This is a genomic window from Acidovorax sp. GW835-FHT14B10 (assembly GCF_058793725.1).
In genome coordinates this window covers 129,453-144,461 of sequence record NZ_JBXAGC010000011.1, presented here as the reverse complement: position 1 = coordinate 144,461, position 15,009 = coordinate 129,453, and the positions used below count along the sequence as shown (strand labels likewise).

Genomic DNA, 15,009 nt, shown 5'->3' with positions numbered 1-15,009 from the left:
GCACACGCAAGCGATCTTCATGCACGGGATGCGATCTTGCCCAGGCCTGCGTGAGCAGTGCAAACAAGTGCTCCAAGGGTTGCGAGCCCAGCCGCTGGCGAGCCTGCACGCTGCTGCTGGGAGCCGGTAACTCTTGCCCCTCAAGGGTCAAGGCCATCTCCTGCACCACCTGCCACATGGGCATGTGACGAAACAAGGCCAGACCAATGACCAGCCAGATGGCGTGATCTGCGGGCAGCTTGCGACGACGTATAGATGCTTTGCCGCTGGCATGCAGCGCTTGCTCGATCCACTGTGGATCAATCAGCGTGCCCAACTCGGTCATGGCGTTGGCGGGCAACGCCGCCAAGGTCTCATCCAGGGATTTTTGCAGTACGGAAGTCAAACGAAAAAGGGAGCATGAAGAACATGCTCCCTTTTTACCTGCCCGGGGCAAGCTGCCGTCTTAACTGACTGGCATTGGCCCGAAGGCGGTTTTTTGGGCGGCGGGAATCGGGCCTCAGGCAAACACGCCCGCGGTGTCCTGCATGCGCGCCGACACTTCACCCAGATGGTGCAGCGTGTCGCCAAAGGCCACTTCGAGTTGCGTGAGCTTCTTGAAATAGTGGCTGACGATGTATTCATCGGTCACGCCGATGCCGCCATGCAGTTGCACGGCCTGCTGGCCCACGAAGCGCATGGACTGGCCCAGCTGCACCTTGGCGCGGGCCATGGCGCGGCGGCGTTCGTCCGCGGGAGCGCCCAGCTTGAGGCTGGCGTAGTAGCTCATCGAGCGGGCCAGCTCCAGCTGCATCTTCATGTCGGCCACGCGGTGGCGCAGGGCCTGGAAGCTGGCGATGAACACGCCGAACTGCTTGCGCTGGTTCATGTATTCGACGGTGATGGCCACGGTCTTGTCCATCACGCCCACGGCTTCGGCGCAGGTGGCGGCGATGCCGGTGTCCACGGCCAGCTCCAGCGCGGCCAGGCCGTCGGTGGTGATGAGCGTGGCGGGGGCGTTGGTGAGCTTCACTTCGGCGGCGCGGCTGCCGTCTTGCGTGACGTAACCCCGCGTGGTCACGCCGCTGGCCGTGCGCTCGACCAGGAAGAGGGCGATCGTGCCGTCGAGCTGCGCGGGCACGATGAAGGCATCGGCCTGGTCACCGGCAGGTACTACGCTTTTGATCGCTGTTACCGTATGACCAGATTGCGCTGGGGTCGCTTTGGCATCGCAAACGTCCAGGCGGTAGCGTGCCTTGCGCTCCTGCTGGGCCAGCACCACCAGCGCCTCGCCGCTGGCCACGCGGGGCAGCCAGTCCGATTGCACGTCGGCCGGTGCGCAGTGCGACAGCACGCTGCTGGCGATGAAGGCCTGGGCGATCGGCTCCAGTACGATGCCGCGGCCCAGTTCTTCGGCCACCACCATGGCGTCGATGGTGCCCTGGCCCATGCCGTCGTGCGCTTCGGGGACGGTCAGTGCGGTCAGGCCCAGCTCGGCCAGTTCGTTCCAGGTGGCGCGGTCAAAACCACCAGCGGCCACGGCGGCGCGGCGGCGCTCAAACGTGTAGCCCTTGTCCACCCACTTGCGCACGGCGTCGCGCAGTTGTTCCTGGTCATCAGAAAAATCGAAATCCATGTGTCTCTCCTTGTGCCGGTTGTGGCGCCGCGGCGCCTTCTTTGTACAACCAGCGAAGCTCTAGCTGGAACCCCCTCGTGGAGGGGGCACGGGGGAGCAGTCCTGTCGTGCAATGCGCAGACTGTTGTCGGCGTCAGCCGAGAACAGTCTGCGCGACGATGTTGCGTTGCACTTCGTTGCTGCCGCCGTAGATCGTGGTCTTGCGCAGGTTGAAGTAGGTGGACGCCAGCGGCGCATTGGCGGTGACACCGCCCGGGAAGTTGCCCTGCCAGCCAGCTTCCATGGCCTCTTCGATGAAGGGCATGGCAAAGGGTCCGGCGGCCAGCATCATCAGCTCGGCGTAACGCTGCTGGATTTCGCTGCCCTTGATCTTGAGCAGGCCGGCAATGTCGAGCGAGTTCTTGCCCGACTTCTCGTTGGATAGCACGCGCAGCACCAGCATTTCGAGGGCCACGATGTCCACTTCCAGCAGCGCGATCTGGTCGCGGAAACGCTGGTCGTCCCACACATCTTCGGCCCGGGCGATGCGCTTCAAGCGCTCCAGCTCGCGCTTGCTGCGGTTCACGTCGGCGATGTTGGTGCGTTCGTGGGATAGCAGGTGCTTGGCGTAGGTCCAGCCCTTGTTCTCTTCGCCGATCAGGTTCTCGGCAGGCACTTCGACGTTGTCGAAGAACACCTCGTTCACTTCGCACTCGCCATCGAGCAGCTTGATGGGGCGCACGGTGACGCCCTTGGACTTCATGTCGAGCAGCAGGAAGGAGATGCCGGTCTGCGGCTTGCCGGAGGTAGCGGTGCGCACCAGGTTGAACATCCAGTCGCCGTGCTGGCCCAGGGTGGTCCAGGTCTTCTGGCCGTTGACGATGTATTTGTCGCCCACGCGCTCGGCGCGGGTCTTGACGCTGGCCAGGTCCGAGCCCGAGCCCGGTTCGCTGTAGCCCTGGCTCCACCACACTTCACCGCTGGCGATGCCGGGCAGGAAGCGCTTTTGCTGCTCGGCGTTGCCAAACGCCATGATCACCGGGGCCACCATCACGGGGCCGAAGGGGATGATGCGGGGCGCGCCGGCGAGGGCACACTCTTCTTCAAACAGGTGCTTTTGCACGGCCGTCCAGCCGGGGCCGCCAAACTCCTTGGGCCAGCCAAAACCGAGCCAGCCCTTCTTGCCCAAAATCTTGGCCCAGCCCTGCATGTCGGCACGGGTCAGGCGCAGAGCGTTGTGCACCTTGTGGGAAATTTCGGGGGGCAGGTTGGCGTGGACCCATGCGCGAACTTCTTCGCGAAAGGCCTGTTCTTCGGGGGTGAATGCGAGATCCATGCGGTGCGTCTCCTAGTGAGGGTGTGTTTGTAGCACGAGCGTTCTTTTCATTCCTGTCCGGGTGGCGACATCGGACTGAAGTCGGGGGAAATGCCCAGCTCTGCGCACAGCCGCTGCACGACGGTTCTGAGACTGGCCACTTCGGCCTCCAGCGCATCCACCCTGGGCTGCAGGGCGGGAGACGGGCCTGCGGCGCTGTGGCCTGCAGTGTCAGCGCTGGCCGTGGTATCCACCGGTCCGCACAGCAGATGCGCCCAGCGCTGCTCGCGGGCGCCGGGCGCGCGGGGCAGCTGCACGACCAGCGCGCCGCCTTTCTCTGCGCTGCGCTCCCGCAGCTCGTCCAGAAATGCCTCCACCGACGAGATATCTGCAAAGCGGTACCAGCGTTCGGCGTTGATGCGCAGCTCGCCCGCCGTCTGCGGGCCGCGCAGCATCAAGAGGCCCAGCAGCACCGCCGACTGCTCGGGCACGCCCACGCCGCGCTGGAAGTTGTGCTCCCAGCGGGTGGTGCGGTTGCCGCTGCTCTCGAACGCCAGGCTCAGCTGCTTGAGCGAATCCAGCGCCTCCTGCGCCTGGGCATCGCTCAGTTGCATCACCGGGTCGCGGCTGGTCTTCTGGTTGCAGCCGGTCAGCAGGCCGTTGAGCGACATGGGGTAGCTGTCGGGCACGGTGCGGGCCTTCTCCATCAGGGTGGCGAGCACGCGGGCTTCTGGGGGCGTGAGGGGGCGGGTACGAGGGTCGAACGGCATGGCGGGGATAATTGCAGGCAATGAAAAACATTGTGATTTTGATCTCTGGCGGCGGCTCCAACATGGCCACCATCGTCCGAACCGCGCAGCAGGAAAACTGGGAGCAGCGCTACGGCGCGCGCGTGGCTGCCGTGGTCAGCAACAAAGCCGATGCCGGCGGGCTGATTTTCGCCCGCGCGCAGGGCATTGCCACCGCGGTGCTGGACCACAAGGCCTTTGCCAGCCGCGAGGCCTTTGACGCCGAACTGGCCGCCACCATCGACCGCCATCAGCCCGCCCTGGTGGTGCTGGCCGGGTTCATGCGCATCCTCACGCCGGGTTTTGTGGCGCACTACGCGGGGCGGCTCATCAATATCCACCCCTCGCTGCTGCCGGCTTTCACCGGGCTGCACACGCACCAGCGCGCCATTGATGCGGGCTGCAGGTTTGCCGGTGTGACGGTGCACCAGGTGACGGCCGAACTGGATGTCGGCCCGATCCTGGACCAGGCCGTGGTGCCGGTGCTGCCGGGGGACACAGCCGAGACGCTGGCGGCGCGTGTGCTCACCCAGGAACATGTGATCTACCCGCGCGCTGTGCGGACGCTGGTGCAAGCCTTGTAACTGCGTTGGCGCAACGGAGGGTCAGCTCTCCATGTCAGGGGCCGCGTCGCTGCAGCGCTCAAAGCGGGGCCGCAACTGCCCATCCACCGAAACATTTTCCAGAAACATGGCTGCGGGGCGCACCCACAGGCCCCGCTGGCCGTAAAGCGCGCGGTACAGCGTCATGGGCTCCAGCGTCTCGCTGTGGCGCACGGTGTCGATCACCTGATAGAGCATTCCCTTGTAGTGGCGGTACAGGCCAGGTGGCGTGCGGATGGGTGCGGGCAGGTCTTCGTCGGTCATGGGGGAAGGGCGGTGAATAAGAAGGGGAGGCGCAGATTGTGCGCGCCTGGTGCGTTCGCAACGAGCCGTCCCGCAGACGGCTGCGGCAATGCTGGCTGACACAAAAGGGCCGCTTTGCCGCTGCATCCCGGGGTGATGTGCATGCACCGATCAGGGTGTCGGTGGGACAATCGGGGCATGCATCCCAAAGTCCTTCTCGACGCCTGCGCCGAACTTGTCAGGCTCACCCTTACGTTTGAACACCCCGCCGACGCGGTGGTGTCACGATTCTTCCGCGATAACCGGGGCCTGGGCCCCCGCGAACGTGCCACGCTGGCCGAGACGGTTTACACCGTGCTGCGCAAAAAGCTGCTGTTCGACCACATGGCGCCCTCGGGCTCGGGCCCCAAGGAGCGCCGCCTGGCCATTCTGGGCTTCCATGGCCCGCGCGATTTTCTCAAGAGCGCGCTGACCGATCAGGAAAAGAACTGGCTGGACCAGTGTGATGCCGTCACGGTGGATGACCTGATGGAGCGCCATCGCCACAACCTGCCCGAATGGCTGGTCAAACCCCTCAAGGACCAGCTGGGTGAGGGTTTCTGGCCGCTGGTGGAAAGCCTGGCACAGAGCGCGCCGCTGGACCTGCGCGTCAACGCGCTCAAGGACAAGCGCGCCGATGTGCAGAAAGAGCTGGCCAAGGCGGGCATCAAGGCCAGCCCCACACCGTATTCGCCCTGGGGGCTGCGCGTGGACGACAAGCCTGCGCTGACCAAGCTCGATGCGTTCACGCGCGGCGCCATCGAGGTGCAGGACGAGGGCTCGCAGCTGCTGGCCCTGCTGCTCGACGCCAAGCGCGGCGAGATGGTGGTGGATTTTTGCGCGGGCGCGGGCGGCAAGACGCTGGCCATTGGCGCCAGCATGCGCAGCACTGGCCGCCTGTATGCGTTTGACGTGTCGGCCCACCGGCTCGATGCGCTCAAGCCGCGGCTGGCGCGCAGCGGCCTGTCGAACGTGCACCCGGCAGCCATTGCCCACGAGCGGGACGAGCGCATCAAGCGCCTGGCCGGCAAGATCGACCGCGTGCTGGTGGACGCCCCCTGCTCGGGCCTGGGCACGCTGCGCCGCAACCCCGATCTCAAATGGCGCCAGTCGCCCAAGGCGGTGGAGGAACTGGTGGCCAAGCAGACGGCCATCCTGGACAGTGCTGCCCGCCTGCTCAAGCCGGGTGGACGGCTGGTGTATGCCACCTGCAGCATCCTGCCGCAGGAAAATGAGGCCATTGCCGAGGCTTTCAGCGCCGCGCACACGGATTTCCGCCTGCTGGACGCCGGTGAATTGCTGGAGCAACTCAAGGTGGAGGGTGCCAGGGGGCTGTGCAGCGGCGGTGATACCGGCAGTGGTTATTTGCGTTTGTGGCCCCATGTCCACCAGACCGACGGATTTTTCGCGGCGGTCTGGGTCAGAAAGGGCTGAACTTCAGCAGGCGCGGTACTCCCGCACCAGATGCCGTGGGCCGTGGTGGATAGGGTATGGGAAACAAGGAGTCTTGAACATGCTGTTGCCGGATGGGGCGGTCTTGAACGCTGCCGTGGACTGGCTGGCCCATGGCTTGTGGGGCCTGGCTTGGTGGCAGATCGTGCTGTACACCCTGGCCACCACCCACATCACCATTGCCGCGGTCACGATCTTTCTGCACCGCGCCCAGGCGCACCGCGCGCTGGAACTGCACGCCATTCCCGCGCATTTTTTCCGCTTTTGGCTGTGGATAGCCACGGGCATGGTCACCCGGGAATGGGTGGCCATCCACCGCAAGCACCACGCCAGATGCGAAACCGTGGACGATCCCCACAGCCCCCAGACGCGCGGCCTTGGCACCGTGATGTGGCGTGGCGCCGAGCTGTACCGCGCCGAGTCGACGAACATGGAAACGATCCAAAAGTTCGGCCACGGCACACCGAACGACTGGATCGAGCGCAACCTGTACAGCCGCTTCAGCTGGCAGGGGGTGGCGCTCATGCTGGTCCTGGATCTGGCCCTGTTTGGCGCGCTCGGCGCAGCCGTGTGGGCGGTGCAGATGGTCTGGATTCCCTTCTGGGCGGCGGGCGTGGTCAATGGCGTGGGCCATTACTGGGGCTACCGCAATTTCGAGGCGCAGGACGCCAGCACCAATCTCTCGCCCTGGGGCATCCTCATTGGTGGCGAGGAACTGCACAACAACCACCACACCTATCCCACGTCGGCCAGATTCTCGATCAAACCCTATGAATTGGACATTGGCTGGGCCTACATCCGCCTGATGCAGGCGATCGGCTGGGCCAAGGTCAAGAAGGTGCCACCCAGGCTGCAACTGGGCGATGTGAAGCCCGTGGCCGATGAAAAGACGCTGGAAGCCCTGATTGCCAACCGTTACGAGGTCATGGCCGCCTATGCGCGCGGGGTGCGCCAGGCCTGCAAGGCCGAAATGGCCGCGTTGCAGGCGCGCCAGGCCGATGCGTCGATGTTCCGGGCCGCCAGGCGCTGGCTGCACCGCGATGTGGAGAAGGTGCCCGCCGTGGCCTTGCCGCAGCTGGCACGGGCACGCGCCGTTTCTCCGGTGCTCGACAAGATGGTGACCATGCGCGAAGAACTGCGCCAGCTGTGGCTCAATACCTCGCACTCGCGCGAGCAGCTCACGGCGGACCTGCAGGCCTGGTGCCACCGGGCCGAGGACAGCGGCATTGCGGCGCTGCGTGATTTCTCGATGCGCCTGCGTGCGGCGCAGGCCTGAACGCCAACCCAGGACCTGGGCTGCATGCAAGCTCCTTGCCACGCTCGTGGCCTGCACTGTCTGCGGGCATGAAAAAACCGCCCAACCTTGCGGCAGGGCGGTTTTTCCGAAAGACCTGAGGCTGAATTACTTCAGCTTCATTTCCTTGTATTCCACATGCTTGCGAGCCTTGGGATCAAATTTCATGATCAGCATCTTCTCGGGCATGGTCTTCTTGTTCTTGGTCGTGGTGTAGAAGTGGCCGGTACCCGCAGTGGATTCCAGCTTGATCTTGTCGCGTCCGCCTTTGCTTGCCATGGTGCTTCTCCTTAAGCCTGACCACGTGCACGCAGATCTGCGAGCACCGAGTCGATACCGTTCTTGTCGATCAAACGCAGGGCAGCGCTCGAAACACGCAGGCGCACCCAGCGGTTTTCGGTCTCGACCCAGAAACGGCGGTATTGCAGGTTCGGCAGGAACCGGCGCTTGGTTTTGTTGTTGGCGTGGGAAACATTGTTCCCGACCATGGGCTTCTTGCCCGTTACGTCGCAGACGCGTGCCATGAGGACACTCCGATACTTTTTAACGGCCACTCACTCGGCCCCGGGGGGTTTTCCCCCAGGATGGCTTGTGGCCTCACCTCGCCAGAAAGGGTGGCGGTAACCCGATTTGCCTGTTTCGGGGTGCCGCAAGGCGGGCCGAATTCAGCAAAGCCGCAGATTATAGCCTGATGCCCAGTTTTTGTCGCCTGGCCGCCCCAAGACAAAAAAGCCCCCATGGGGGCAGCGACCCGCGCAGCGGCGGAGCGTGGGGGTCTTCGCCTCGTCAAGCTTCCTGTTCCAGGAAGCGCTGGGCATCGAGTGCCGCCATGCAACCCGTGCCGGCGCTGGTGATGGCCTGGCGGTAGACATGGTCCTGCACGTCGCCCGCGGCAAAGATGCCGGGCACGCTGGTCTGGGTGGCAAAGCCCTTGAGCCCGCCCTGCGTGACGATATAGCCGTTCTCCATGGTCAGCTGGCCCTGGAAAATATCGGTGTTGGGCGCGTGGCCGATGGCAATGAAGCAGCCCTGCAGTGCGATGTCCTGGGTGCTGCCGTCGATCGTGCTCTTGATGCGGATGCCCGTCACGCCGGTGTTGTCGCCCAGCACCTGGTCCAGGGTGTGGAACACCTTGAGCTCGATCTTGCCGGCCGCCACTTTCTCGTTGAGCTTGTCCACGAGGATGGGCTCGGCCTTGAACTTGTCGCGGCGGTGCACCAGCGTCACCTTGCGGGCGATGTTCGACAGGTACAGGGCTTCTTCCACGGCGGTGTTGCCGCCGCCCACCACGCACACGTCCTGGTCGCGGTAAAAGAAACCGTCGCAGGTGGCGCAGCCCGACACGCCCTTGCCCATGAAGGCCTCTTCCGAGGGCAGGCCCAGGTATTTGGCCGACGCGCCGGTGGCGATGATCAGCGAGTCGCAGGTGTAGGTGCCGCTGTCGCCGGTGAGCGTGAACGGGCGCTGGCTGAAATCGACCTTGTTGATGTGGTCAAAGATGATCTGCGTCTTGAAGCGCTCGGCGTGCTCCAGAAAGCGCTGCATCAGGTCGGGGCCCTGCACGCCGTGCACATCGGCGGGCCAGTTGTCCACCTCGGTGGTGGTCATGAGCTGGCCGCCCTGCGCGATGCCGGTGATGAGCACCGGGTTCAGGTTGGCGCGTGCCGCATAGACGGCCGCCGTGTAGCCTGCAGGACCGGAGCCGAGGATCAGAACTTTCGCGTGGGGGGTGGAAGACATGGACAAGACCTGTGTGTTGCATTTGCCTCAAGGCAGCTGCTGTTGAAAAAATGCGGAATCAGCCATGAAGTATCCACCGCGCGCGGCTTTTTCTGGTGATGCCTTATCAATCAGCGCGATTGTAAGAACCCATGGAAAAGCCCTTGTGGTACGGCTTGCCGGGCCAGCGGGGACGGTGCCCCGGTGGCCATATGGCCGCGGCAAAACAGCAAGATAGCGTCACGTGCGTTACTAAATGTGAGTGCGTGTGGCGGTGTTGCCGCGTGGTGGCGGGGGGTGGCGCAACCCCCGTCGTGCATGGGGTAAGCTTGCCCGGCACGCTTATGACCTACTCCCTCAATACCCTGAATGCATCCTCTTCGGCCAAGTCTGCGCCTCGCACCGGTGCGGCCCGCTTTGGCCACGAAATAGGCCTGATCGTGGGCCTTTTGGCGCTGGTTTTCTGGCTGCTGGCCCTGGTCAGCTATTCCGCGCAGGACGCTGCCTGGTCCACCTCGGGCACGCGCGGCGATCCACTGGTAGCCAACTGGGCGGGGCGTTTTGGCGCCTGGCTGGCCGATGGCAGCTATTTCGCACTGGGGTTTTCGGTGTGGTGGTGTGTGGCGGCAGGGGTGCGTGCCTGGATTGCCTCGCTGGCGCGGTGGATGCGTGGTGGCGAAGCGGCAGCGGGTGCCGTCAGCCCTGCCGTGCGGCGCTCCTTGTTCTGGGTTGGGCTGGTGCTGCTGATGGGCGCCAGCACAGCGCTCGAGTGGTCGCGCCTGTACCGGCTCGAAGCCTTGCTGCCGGGGCACGCGGGGGGCGTGCTCGGCTACCTTGTGGGGCCTGCCAGCGTGAAATGGCTGGGCTTTACCGGCTCGGGGCTGCTGGGCATCGTGCTGCTGGTGCTGGGGGCGGCCCTGGTGTTCCGTTTTTCCTGGGGGCATGTGGCCGAAGCGCTGGGCGCGCGGATTGATGCCCTGGTGCAGTCGCGCCGCGCCCAGCGCGAAGTGGCCAAGGATGTGGCCGTGGGCCGCAAGGCCGCCCGCGAGCGCGCGGTGGTGGTGCTGGAGGAACGCACCGAAAGCGAAGAACACCACCCGCAGCCGGTGCAGATCATCGAGCCGGTGCTGGTGGATGTGCCGCAGAGCGCCCGCGTGGTGAAAGAGCGGCAAAAGCCCCTGTTCACCGAGATGCCCGACAGCAAGCTGCCGCTGGTGGATCTGCTCGACAGCGCACTGCAGCGCCAGGAAACTGTGGCGCCCGAGACGCTGGAGATGACCAGCCGCCTCATCGAGAAAAAGCTCAAGGACTTCGGCGTGGAAGTGCGCGTGGTGGCCGCCATGCCCGGCCCCGTGATCACGCGCTACGAGATCGAGCCCGCCACCGGCGTGAAAGGCTCGCAGATCGTCGGCCTGGCCAAGGACCTGGCGCGTTCGCTCAGCCTGGTGTCGATCCGCGTGGTGGAGACCATCCCGGGCAAGAACTTCATGGCGTTGGAGCTGCCCAACGCCAAGCGCCAGTCGATCCGCCTGTCCGAGATCCTGGGCTCGCAGGTCTACCACGAGGCCAAGAGCATGCTCACCATGGGCCTGGGCAAGGACATCGTGGGCAATCCGGTGGTGGCCGACCTGGCCAAGATGCCGCACGTGCTGGTGGCCGGCACCACGGGCTCGGGCAAGTCGGTGGGGATCAACGCCATGATCCTCTCGCTGCTCTACAAGGCCGAGGCGCGCGACGTGCGCCTGTTGATGATCGACCCCAAGATGCTGGAAATGTCGGTCTACGAAGGCATCCCGCACCTGCTGGCGCCCGTGGTCACCGACATGAAGCAGGCGGCGCATGGCCTGAACTGGTGCGTGGCCGAGATGGAGCGCCGCTACAAGCTGATGTCCAAACTCGGCGTGCGCAACCTGGCCGGCTACAACGTCAAGATCGACGAAGCCAAGGCGCGCGAGGAATTCATCTACAACCCCTTCAGCCTGACGCCCGAAGAGCCCGAGCCGCTGCAGCGCCTGCCGCACATCGTGGTCATCATCGACGAGCTGGCCGACCTGATGATGGTGGTGGGCAAGAAGATCGAAGAGCTGATTGCCCGCCTGGCGCAAAAGGCGCGCGCCGCCGGCATTCATCTGATCCTGGCCACGCAGCGCCCCAGCGTGGACGTGATCACGGGCCTGATCAAGGCCAATATTCCCACCCGTATTGCGTTCTCGGTGGGCTCCAAGATCGACAGCCGCACCATCCTCGACCAGATGGGCGCCGAAGCCCTGCTGGGCATGGGCGACATGCTCTACATGGCCAGCGGCACCGGCCTGCCGATCCGTGTGCATGGGGCCTTCGTATCGGACGAGGAAGTGCACCGTGTCGTCCATTACCTCAAGCAACAAGGGGAGCCGGACTACATCGAGGGCGTGCTCGAAGGCGGAACTGTGGATGGCGACGGTGATCTGTCAGGGGACGGCGGCGGCGATGGGGGCGAGAAAGACCCCATGTACGACCAGGCTGTGGAAGTGGTGCTCAAGGACCGCAAGGCCAGCATCTCGTACGTGCAGCGCAAGCTGCGCATTGGCTACAACCGCTCGGCGCGGCTGCTGGAAGACATGGAAAAGGCCGGTCTGGTCAGCGGCCTGACCGCCAGCGGCCAGCGCGAAGTGCTGGTTCCCAACCGCAGTGAATGACTGGCCGGACCGCAGGGCCGGTCCCTACCCCACGGGAGTTTCTGTTGAAAAAGATCGCTACTGCAATTTTGATAGCTGCTGCGGCAGGCATCGCTAGCGCTGACGGGCTGAAAAGCCTGGAATCCTTCATGAAGGGCACGCAGACGGGCAAGGCCGATTTCACGCAGACCGTGATCTCGCCGCCCAAGGACGGCCAGGCCGCGCGCACCAAGACATCCACCGGCAGCTTTGAATTCCAGCGCCCAGGGCGCTTCAAGTTCGTCTACAAGAAACCTTTTGAGCAGACCATCGTGGCCGACGGCCAGACCCTGTGGCTGTACGACGTGGACCTGAACCAGGTTACCCAGCGCTCGCAGTCCCAGGTCCTGGGCAGCACGCCCGCGGCCCTGGTGGCATCGGCGCCCGATCTGTCGGCGCTGAAGGCCGATTTCACGCTCGAAGCGGCCCCTGACCAGGAGGGCCTGCAATGGGTGCTGGCCCGCCCCAAGGCCAAGGACGGCCAGTTGCAGAGCGTGCGCGTGGGTTTTGCGGGCGAGCAACTGGCCGCGCTCGACATCCTGGACAGCTTCGGCCAGCGTTCGGCCATCCGCTTCACGGGCATGCAGACCAACGCTGCGCTGCCGCCGGGCACCTTCCAGTTCAAGCCGCCAGCGGGGGCGGATGTGCTCAAGCAATAAATGTTTCTGTTTTGATCGCTGCTGGCGCTGGCTGGTCAGGCGCCAGATCCATTTTTGCTCTGGGTGGCCAGCACGGCCGCCACGCGTGCCCGTACCAGGGGCAGCAGCTCGATCTCGAACCACGGGTGGCGCTTGAGCCAGCCGTGGTTGCGCGGGCTCGGATGGGGCAGGGCCAGGACGGGCGCATCCGGCCGCGCGCAGGTGCTCCGCACGGCCTCCGCCAGCGGCTGGCCCTTGCAGGCGGGCAGGTGCCAGGCCAGGGCGTACAGGCCGATCGCGAGGGTGAGCCGCACCTGGGGCAGGTGGCCCAGCAGCGGTTGGCGCCAGGCCGGCGCGCATTCGGGACGCGGCGGCAGGTCCCCCGATGTGCCCCGGCCAGGGTAGCAAAAGCCCATGGGCAGGATGGCCACCTGGCGTGGGTCGTAGAAGGTCTCGCGCGAGATGCCCATCCACATGCGCAGGCGTTCACCGCTGGCGTCGTCGAAGGGCACGCCCGAGGCATGCACCTTGCGGCCCGGTGCCTGGCCTGCGACGAGGATGCGTGCATCTGCATGCGCCTGCAACACCGGGCGTGGCCCGAGCGGCAGCTGCGCCGCGCAAAGCTGGCAGGCGCGCACGCGCGTGAGCAGGGCGTCGAGCGGCTCTGCCTGCGTCACGGCGCGATGCGTGCGCCGGCCTCGGCCAGCAGTTGGCGCAAGACCGAGCGGTGGCAGTGGGCCTCGTCCTCGCAGTAGCAGCCGACCGAGAAGTTCGCGTCCTGCGACATCCGGGCCAGGAGCGCCAGGGTGTGGCGGTTCTCGGGCGTGGCCATTTCGGTGCGGTACTTGCGTGCGAAGGCCGCCCATTCCTGGGGCGTGGCGGCAGCCTGGGCCTGCTTGACGGTTTCGGGGCTCGGTGCCAGGTTGGGGTACCAGACGTCGTACCAGTCCTGCGCCGCGAACTGCGCCTTGGGCACACCGCGCGGCGGGCGGCGCACGGTGCCGATGCGGGTGCCCTCGCCGGGGGCACGGGGACTGCCGAGTTGAACGATGCGCACGGACATGGAAATTCTCCGGGGCTGCTGACGCGATGCGGGTCATTCTAGAAGCCGGCGGTCATCGGCCGGATTGCCGGCTACCATTGGCGGCCGCCCCCTCGCCGAACGTGAAACCGCCCGCCGTCTCCCACCAGCCCCTGGCCGAGCGCCTGCGCCCGCGCCAGCTCTCCGAAGTCATTGGCCAGCAGCATGTGCTGGGGCCGGGCATGCCGCTGCGCCTGGCGTTCGAGTCGGGCCGGCCGCACAGCTGCATCCTCTGGGGCCCGCCCGGCGTGGGCAAGACCACCATTGCGCGCCTGATGGCGAACGCGTTCGATGCGCAGTTCATCAGCATCAGCGCGGTGCTCGGCGGGGTCAAGGACATCCGCGAGGCGGTGGAGCGCGCCGAGACGGCGAGGGGTGGCCTCATGCAGCAGCGCACCATCGTCTTTGTGGATGAGGTGCACCGCTTCAACAAGAGCCAGCAGGATGCGTTTTTGCCGCATGTCGAGAGCGGGCTGTTCACCTTCATCGGCGCCACCACCGAGAACCCGTCGTTCGAGGTCAACTCCGCGCTGCTGTCGCGTGCGGCGGTGTATGTGCTGCAACCGCTGTCCGCCGACGATTTGAAGCAAATTGTGGCTCTAGCCCAATCGGAACAGGCGCTTCCAGCGATAGAGGATATGGCCGTCGAACGGCTGGTGGCCTATGCCGATGGCGATGCCCGCCGCCTGCTCAACACGCTGGAGACGCTGTCCATGGCGGCCGCCCAGGAGCAACTGGCCGAGATCACCGACGCCTGGGTGGTCCGCGTGCTGGGCGAGCGCATGCGCCGCTACGACAAGGGCGGCGAGCAGTTCTATGACACCATCAGCGCGCTGCACAAGTCGGTGCGCGGCTCCGACCCCGACGCCGCGCTGTACTGGCTGGTGCGCATGCTCGACGGTGGCGCCGATCCGCGCTACATGGCGCGTCGCCTGGTGCGCATGGCGGCCGAGGATGTGGGCCTGGCCGACCCGCGCGCGCTGCGCCTGGCACTGGACGCCAGCGAGGTGTACGAGCGCCTGGGCAGCCCCGAGGGCGAGCTGGCGCTGGCCGAGTGCGTGATCTACCTCGCCGTGGCGCCCAAATCGAACGCCGTGTACAAGGCCTACAACGCCGCGCGCGCCCATGTCCAGCAAGACGGTACGCGCCCCGTGCCCATGCACCTGCGCAATGCACCCACCCGGCTCATGAAAGAGCTCGACTACGGCAAGGGCTACCGCTACGCCCATGACGAGGAGGGCGGTTTTGCTGCCGGCGAAACTTACCTGCCCGAAGGCATGGCGGAGCCGGGTTTCTATCGGCCGGTGGAGCGGGGCCTGGAAATCAAGATCGCGCAAAAGCTGCGGGACCTGCGGGGGCGCAATGCGGCCGCCAGCGCAGACCCGGAAAACCCCTGAGCCACCGCACCAACCGGGTCACCGAGCGGTGCGTCCGGCCCGGCCTGCCGCCGGCAATCCATGGGCACCGTTTTTGAGATAGATCCATCAATCTTTCTTATACGGCGCGTGCCCGTCTGATGGACCCGAAACCCAAGGGAAAACCCCGCCA

16 protein-coding genes are annotated in these 15,009 nt (G+C 65.5%); 6 read left to right on the top strand and 10 right to left on the bottom strand.

Translation table 11 applies throughout. From position 1 onward, the window contains the following. The 4 genes from AC1Q5S_RS10845 to AC1Q5S_RS10830 all read right to left on the bottom strand — a co-directional run. Positions 1 to 385 (bottom strand): transposase domain-containing protein (locus tag AC1Q5S_RS10845; protein ID WP_492238853.1); only part of this gene is annotated, 385 nt, incomplete at its 3' end. A 114-nt stretch (positions 386 to 499) separates the two neighbouring features. Continuing rightward, positions 500 to 1,615 carry an acyl-CoA dehydrogenase family protein gene (locus AC1Q5S_RS10840; protein ID WP_492238852.1) on the bottom strand — a complete coding sequence of 372 codons (1,116 nt, stop codon included), beginning with the start codon at positions 1,613 to 1,615 and terminating at the stop codon, positions 500 to 502. A gap of 133 nt (positions 1,616 to 1,748) precedes the next feature. After that, a complete protein-coding gene (locus AC1Q5S_RS10835) occupies positions 1,749 to 2,930 on the bottom strand; it encodes an acyl-CoA dehydrogenase family protein (RefSeq protein WP_492238851.1) in 1,182 nt (393 codons plus the stop codon). Between the two features lie 47 nt (positions 2,931 to 2,977). Continuing rightward, a complete protein-coding gene (locus tag AC1Q5S_RS10830) occupies positions 2,978 to 3,679 on the bottom strand; it encodes a YceH family protein (protein ID WP_492238850.1) in 702 nt (233 codons plus the stop codon). A gap of 20 nt (positions 3,680 to 3,699) precedes the next feature. Here AC1Q5S_RS10830 and purN point away from each other — a divergent pair, with 20 nt between their 5' ends. Next, positions 3,700 to 4,281 carry a phosphoribosylglycinamide formyltransferase gene (purN, locus tag AC1Q5S_RS10825; protein WP_303835624.1) on the top strand — a complete coding sequence of 194 codons (582 nt, stop codon included), beginning with the start codon at positions 3,700 to 3,702 and terminating at the stop codon, positions 4,279 to 4,281. 21 nt (positions 4,282 to 4,302) lie between these two features. On the opposite strand, the gene AC1Q5S_RS10820 is transcribed toward purN, so the two are convergent. Further along, on the bottom strand, positions 4,303 to 4,563 hold the full coding sequence (locus tag AC1Q5S_RS10820; RefSeq protein ID WP_422203493.1) for a DUF1653 domain-containing protein: 261 nt from the start codon (positions 4,561 to 4,563) through the stop codon (positions 4,303 to 4,305). Positions 4,564 to 4,740: 177 nt separating this feature from the next. Here AC1Q5S_RS10820 and AC1Q5S_RS10815 point away from each other — a divergent pair, with 177 nt between their 5' ends. Next, positions 4,741 to 6,015, top strand: a complete 1,275-nt coding sequence (locus AC1Q5S_RS10815; protein ID WP_303835623.1) for an RsmB/NOP family class I SAM-dependent RNA methyltransferase — start codon at positions 4,741 to 4,743, stop codon at positions 6,013 to 6,015. Positions 6,016 to 6,094: 79 nt separating this feature from the next. Continuing rightward, complete coding sequence (locus AC1Q5S_RS10810; RefSeq protein WP_492238849.1) at positions 6,095 to 7,309, top strand: DesA family fatty acid desaturase; 1,215 nt, start codon at positions 6,095 to 6,097, stop codon at positions 7,307 to 7,309. A gap of 126 nt (positions 7,310 to 7,435) precedes the next feature. On the opposite strand, the gene rpmG is transcribed toward AC1Q5S_RS10810, so the two are convergent. From rpmG to trxB, 3 genes are all read right to left on the bottom strand, one after another. Beyond that, positions 7,436 to 7,606: a 50S ribosomal protein L33 gene (gene rpmG / locus AC1Q5S_RS10805; protein ID WP_008904999.1), complete on the bottom strand. Its 171-nt coding sequence runs from the start codon at positions 7,604 to 7,606 to the stop codon at positions 7,436 to 7,438. Between the two features lie 11 nt (positions 7,607 to 7,617). Next, a complete protein-coding gene (rpmB, locus tag AC1Q5S_RS10800; protein ID WP_007859763.1) occupies positions 7,618 to 7,851 on the bottom strand; it encodes a 50S ribosomal protein L28 in 234 nt (77 codons plus the stop codon). A 262-nt stretch (positions 7,852 to 8,113) separates the two neighbouring features. Then, positions 8,114 to 9,067, bottom strand: coding sequence for a thioredoxin-disulfide reductase (gene trxB, locus AC1Q5S_RS10795; RefSeq protein ID WP_303835607.1), 954 nt, complete (start codon positions 9,065 to 9,067; stop codon positions 8,114 to 8,116). A 323-nt stretch (positions 9,068 to 9,390) separates the two neighbouring features. Here trxB and AC1Q5S_RS10790 point away from each other — a divergent pair, with 323 nt between their 5' ends. Then, the gene (locus AC1Q5S_RS10790; RefSeq protein ID WP_492238848.1) at positions 9,391 to 11,724 is read left to right on the top strand and encodes a DNA translocase FtsK; all 2,334 of its coding nucleotides are present in this window, start codon (positions 9,391 to 9,393) and stop codon (positions 11,722 to 11,724) included. Between the two features lie 44 nt (positions 11,725 to 11,768). Then, positions 11,769 to 12,401, top strand: a complete 633-nt coding sequence (gene lolA, locus AC1Q5S_RS10785; protein WP_303835605.1) for an outer membrane lipoprotein periplasmic chaperone LolA — start codon at positions 11,769 to 11,771, stop codon at positions 12,399 to 12,401. A 35-nt stretch (positions 12,402 to 12,436) separates the two neighbouring features. Here the strand turns inward: lolA and AC1Q5S_RS10780 are convergent, their stop codons facing one another. Together AC1Q5S_RS10780 and AC1Q5S_RS10775 are read right to left on the bottom strand one after the other, a co-directional pair. Beyond that, positions 12,437 to 13,057 (bottom strand): uracil-DNA glycosylase family protein, encoded by a 621-nt coding sequence (locus tag AC1Q5S_RS10780; RefSeq protein ID WP_492238847.1) that lies wholly within the window; start codon positions 13,055 to 13,057, stop codon positions 12,437 to 12,439. Next, positions 13,054 to 13,443 (bottom strand): DUF488 domain-containing protein, encoded by a 390-nt coding sequence (locus tag AC1Q5S_RS10775; RefSeq protein WP_303835602.1) that lies wholly within the window; start codon positions 13,441 to 13,443, stop codon positions 13,054 to 13,056. Before AC1Q5S_RS10775 ends, AC1Q5S_RS10780 begins: the two co-directional genes overlap by 4 nt. A 101-nt stretch (positions 13,444 to 13,544) precedes the next feature. Between AC1Q5S_RS10775 and AC1Q5S_RS10770 the strand changes: the two genes are divergently transcribed. Then, the gene (locus AC1Q5S_RS10770; protein ID WP_492238846.1) at positions 13,545 to 14,858 is read left to right on the top strand and encodes a replication-associated recombination protein A; all 1,314 of its coding nucleotides are present in this window, start codon (positions 13,545 to 13,547) and stop codon (positions 14,856 to 14,858) included. The last annotated feature ends 151 nt before the right edge of the window (positions 14,859 to 15,009 follow it).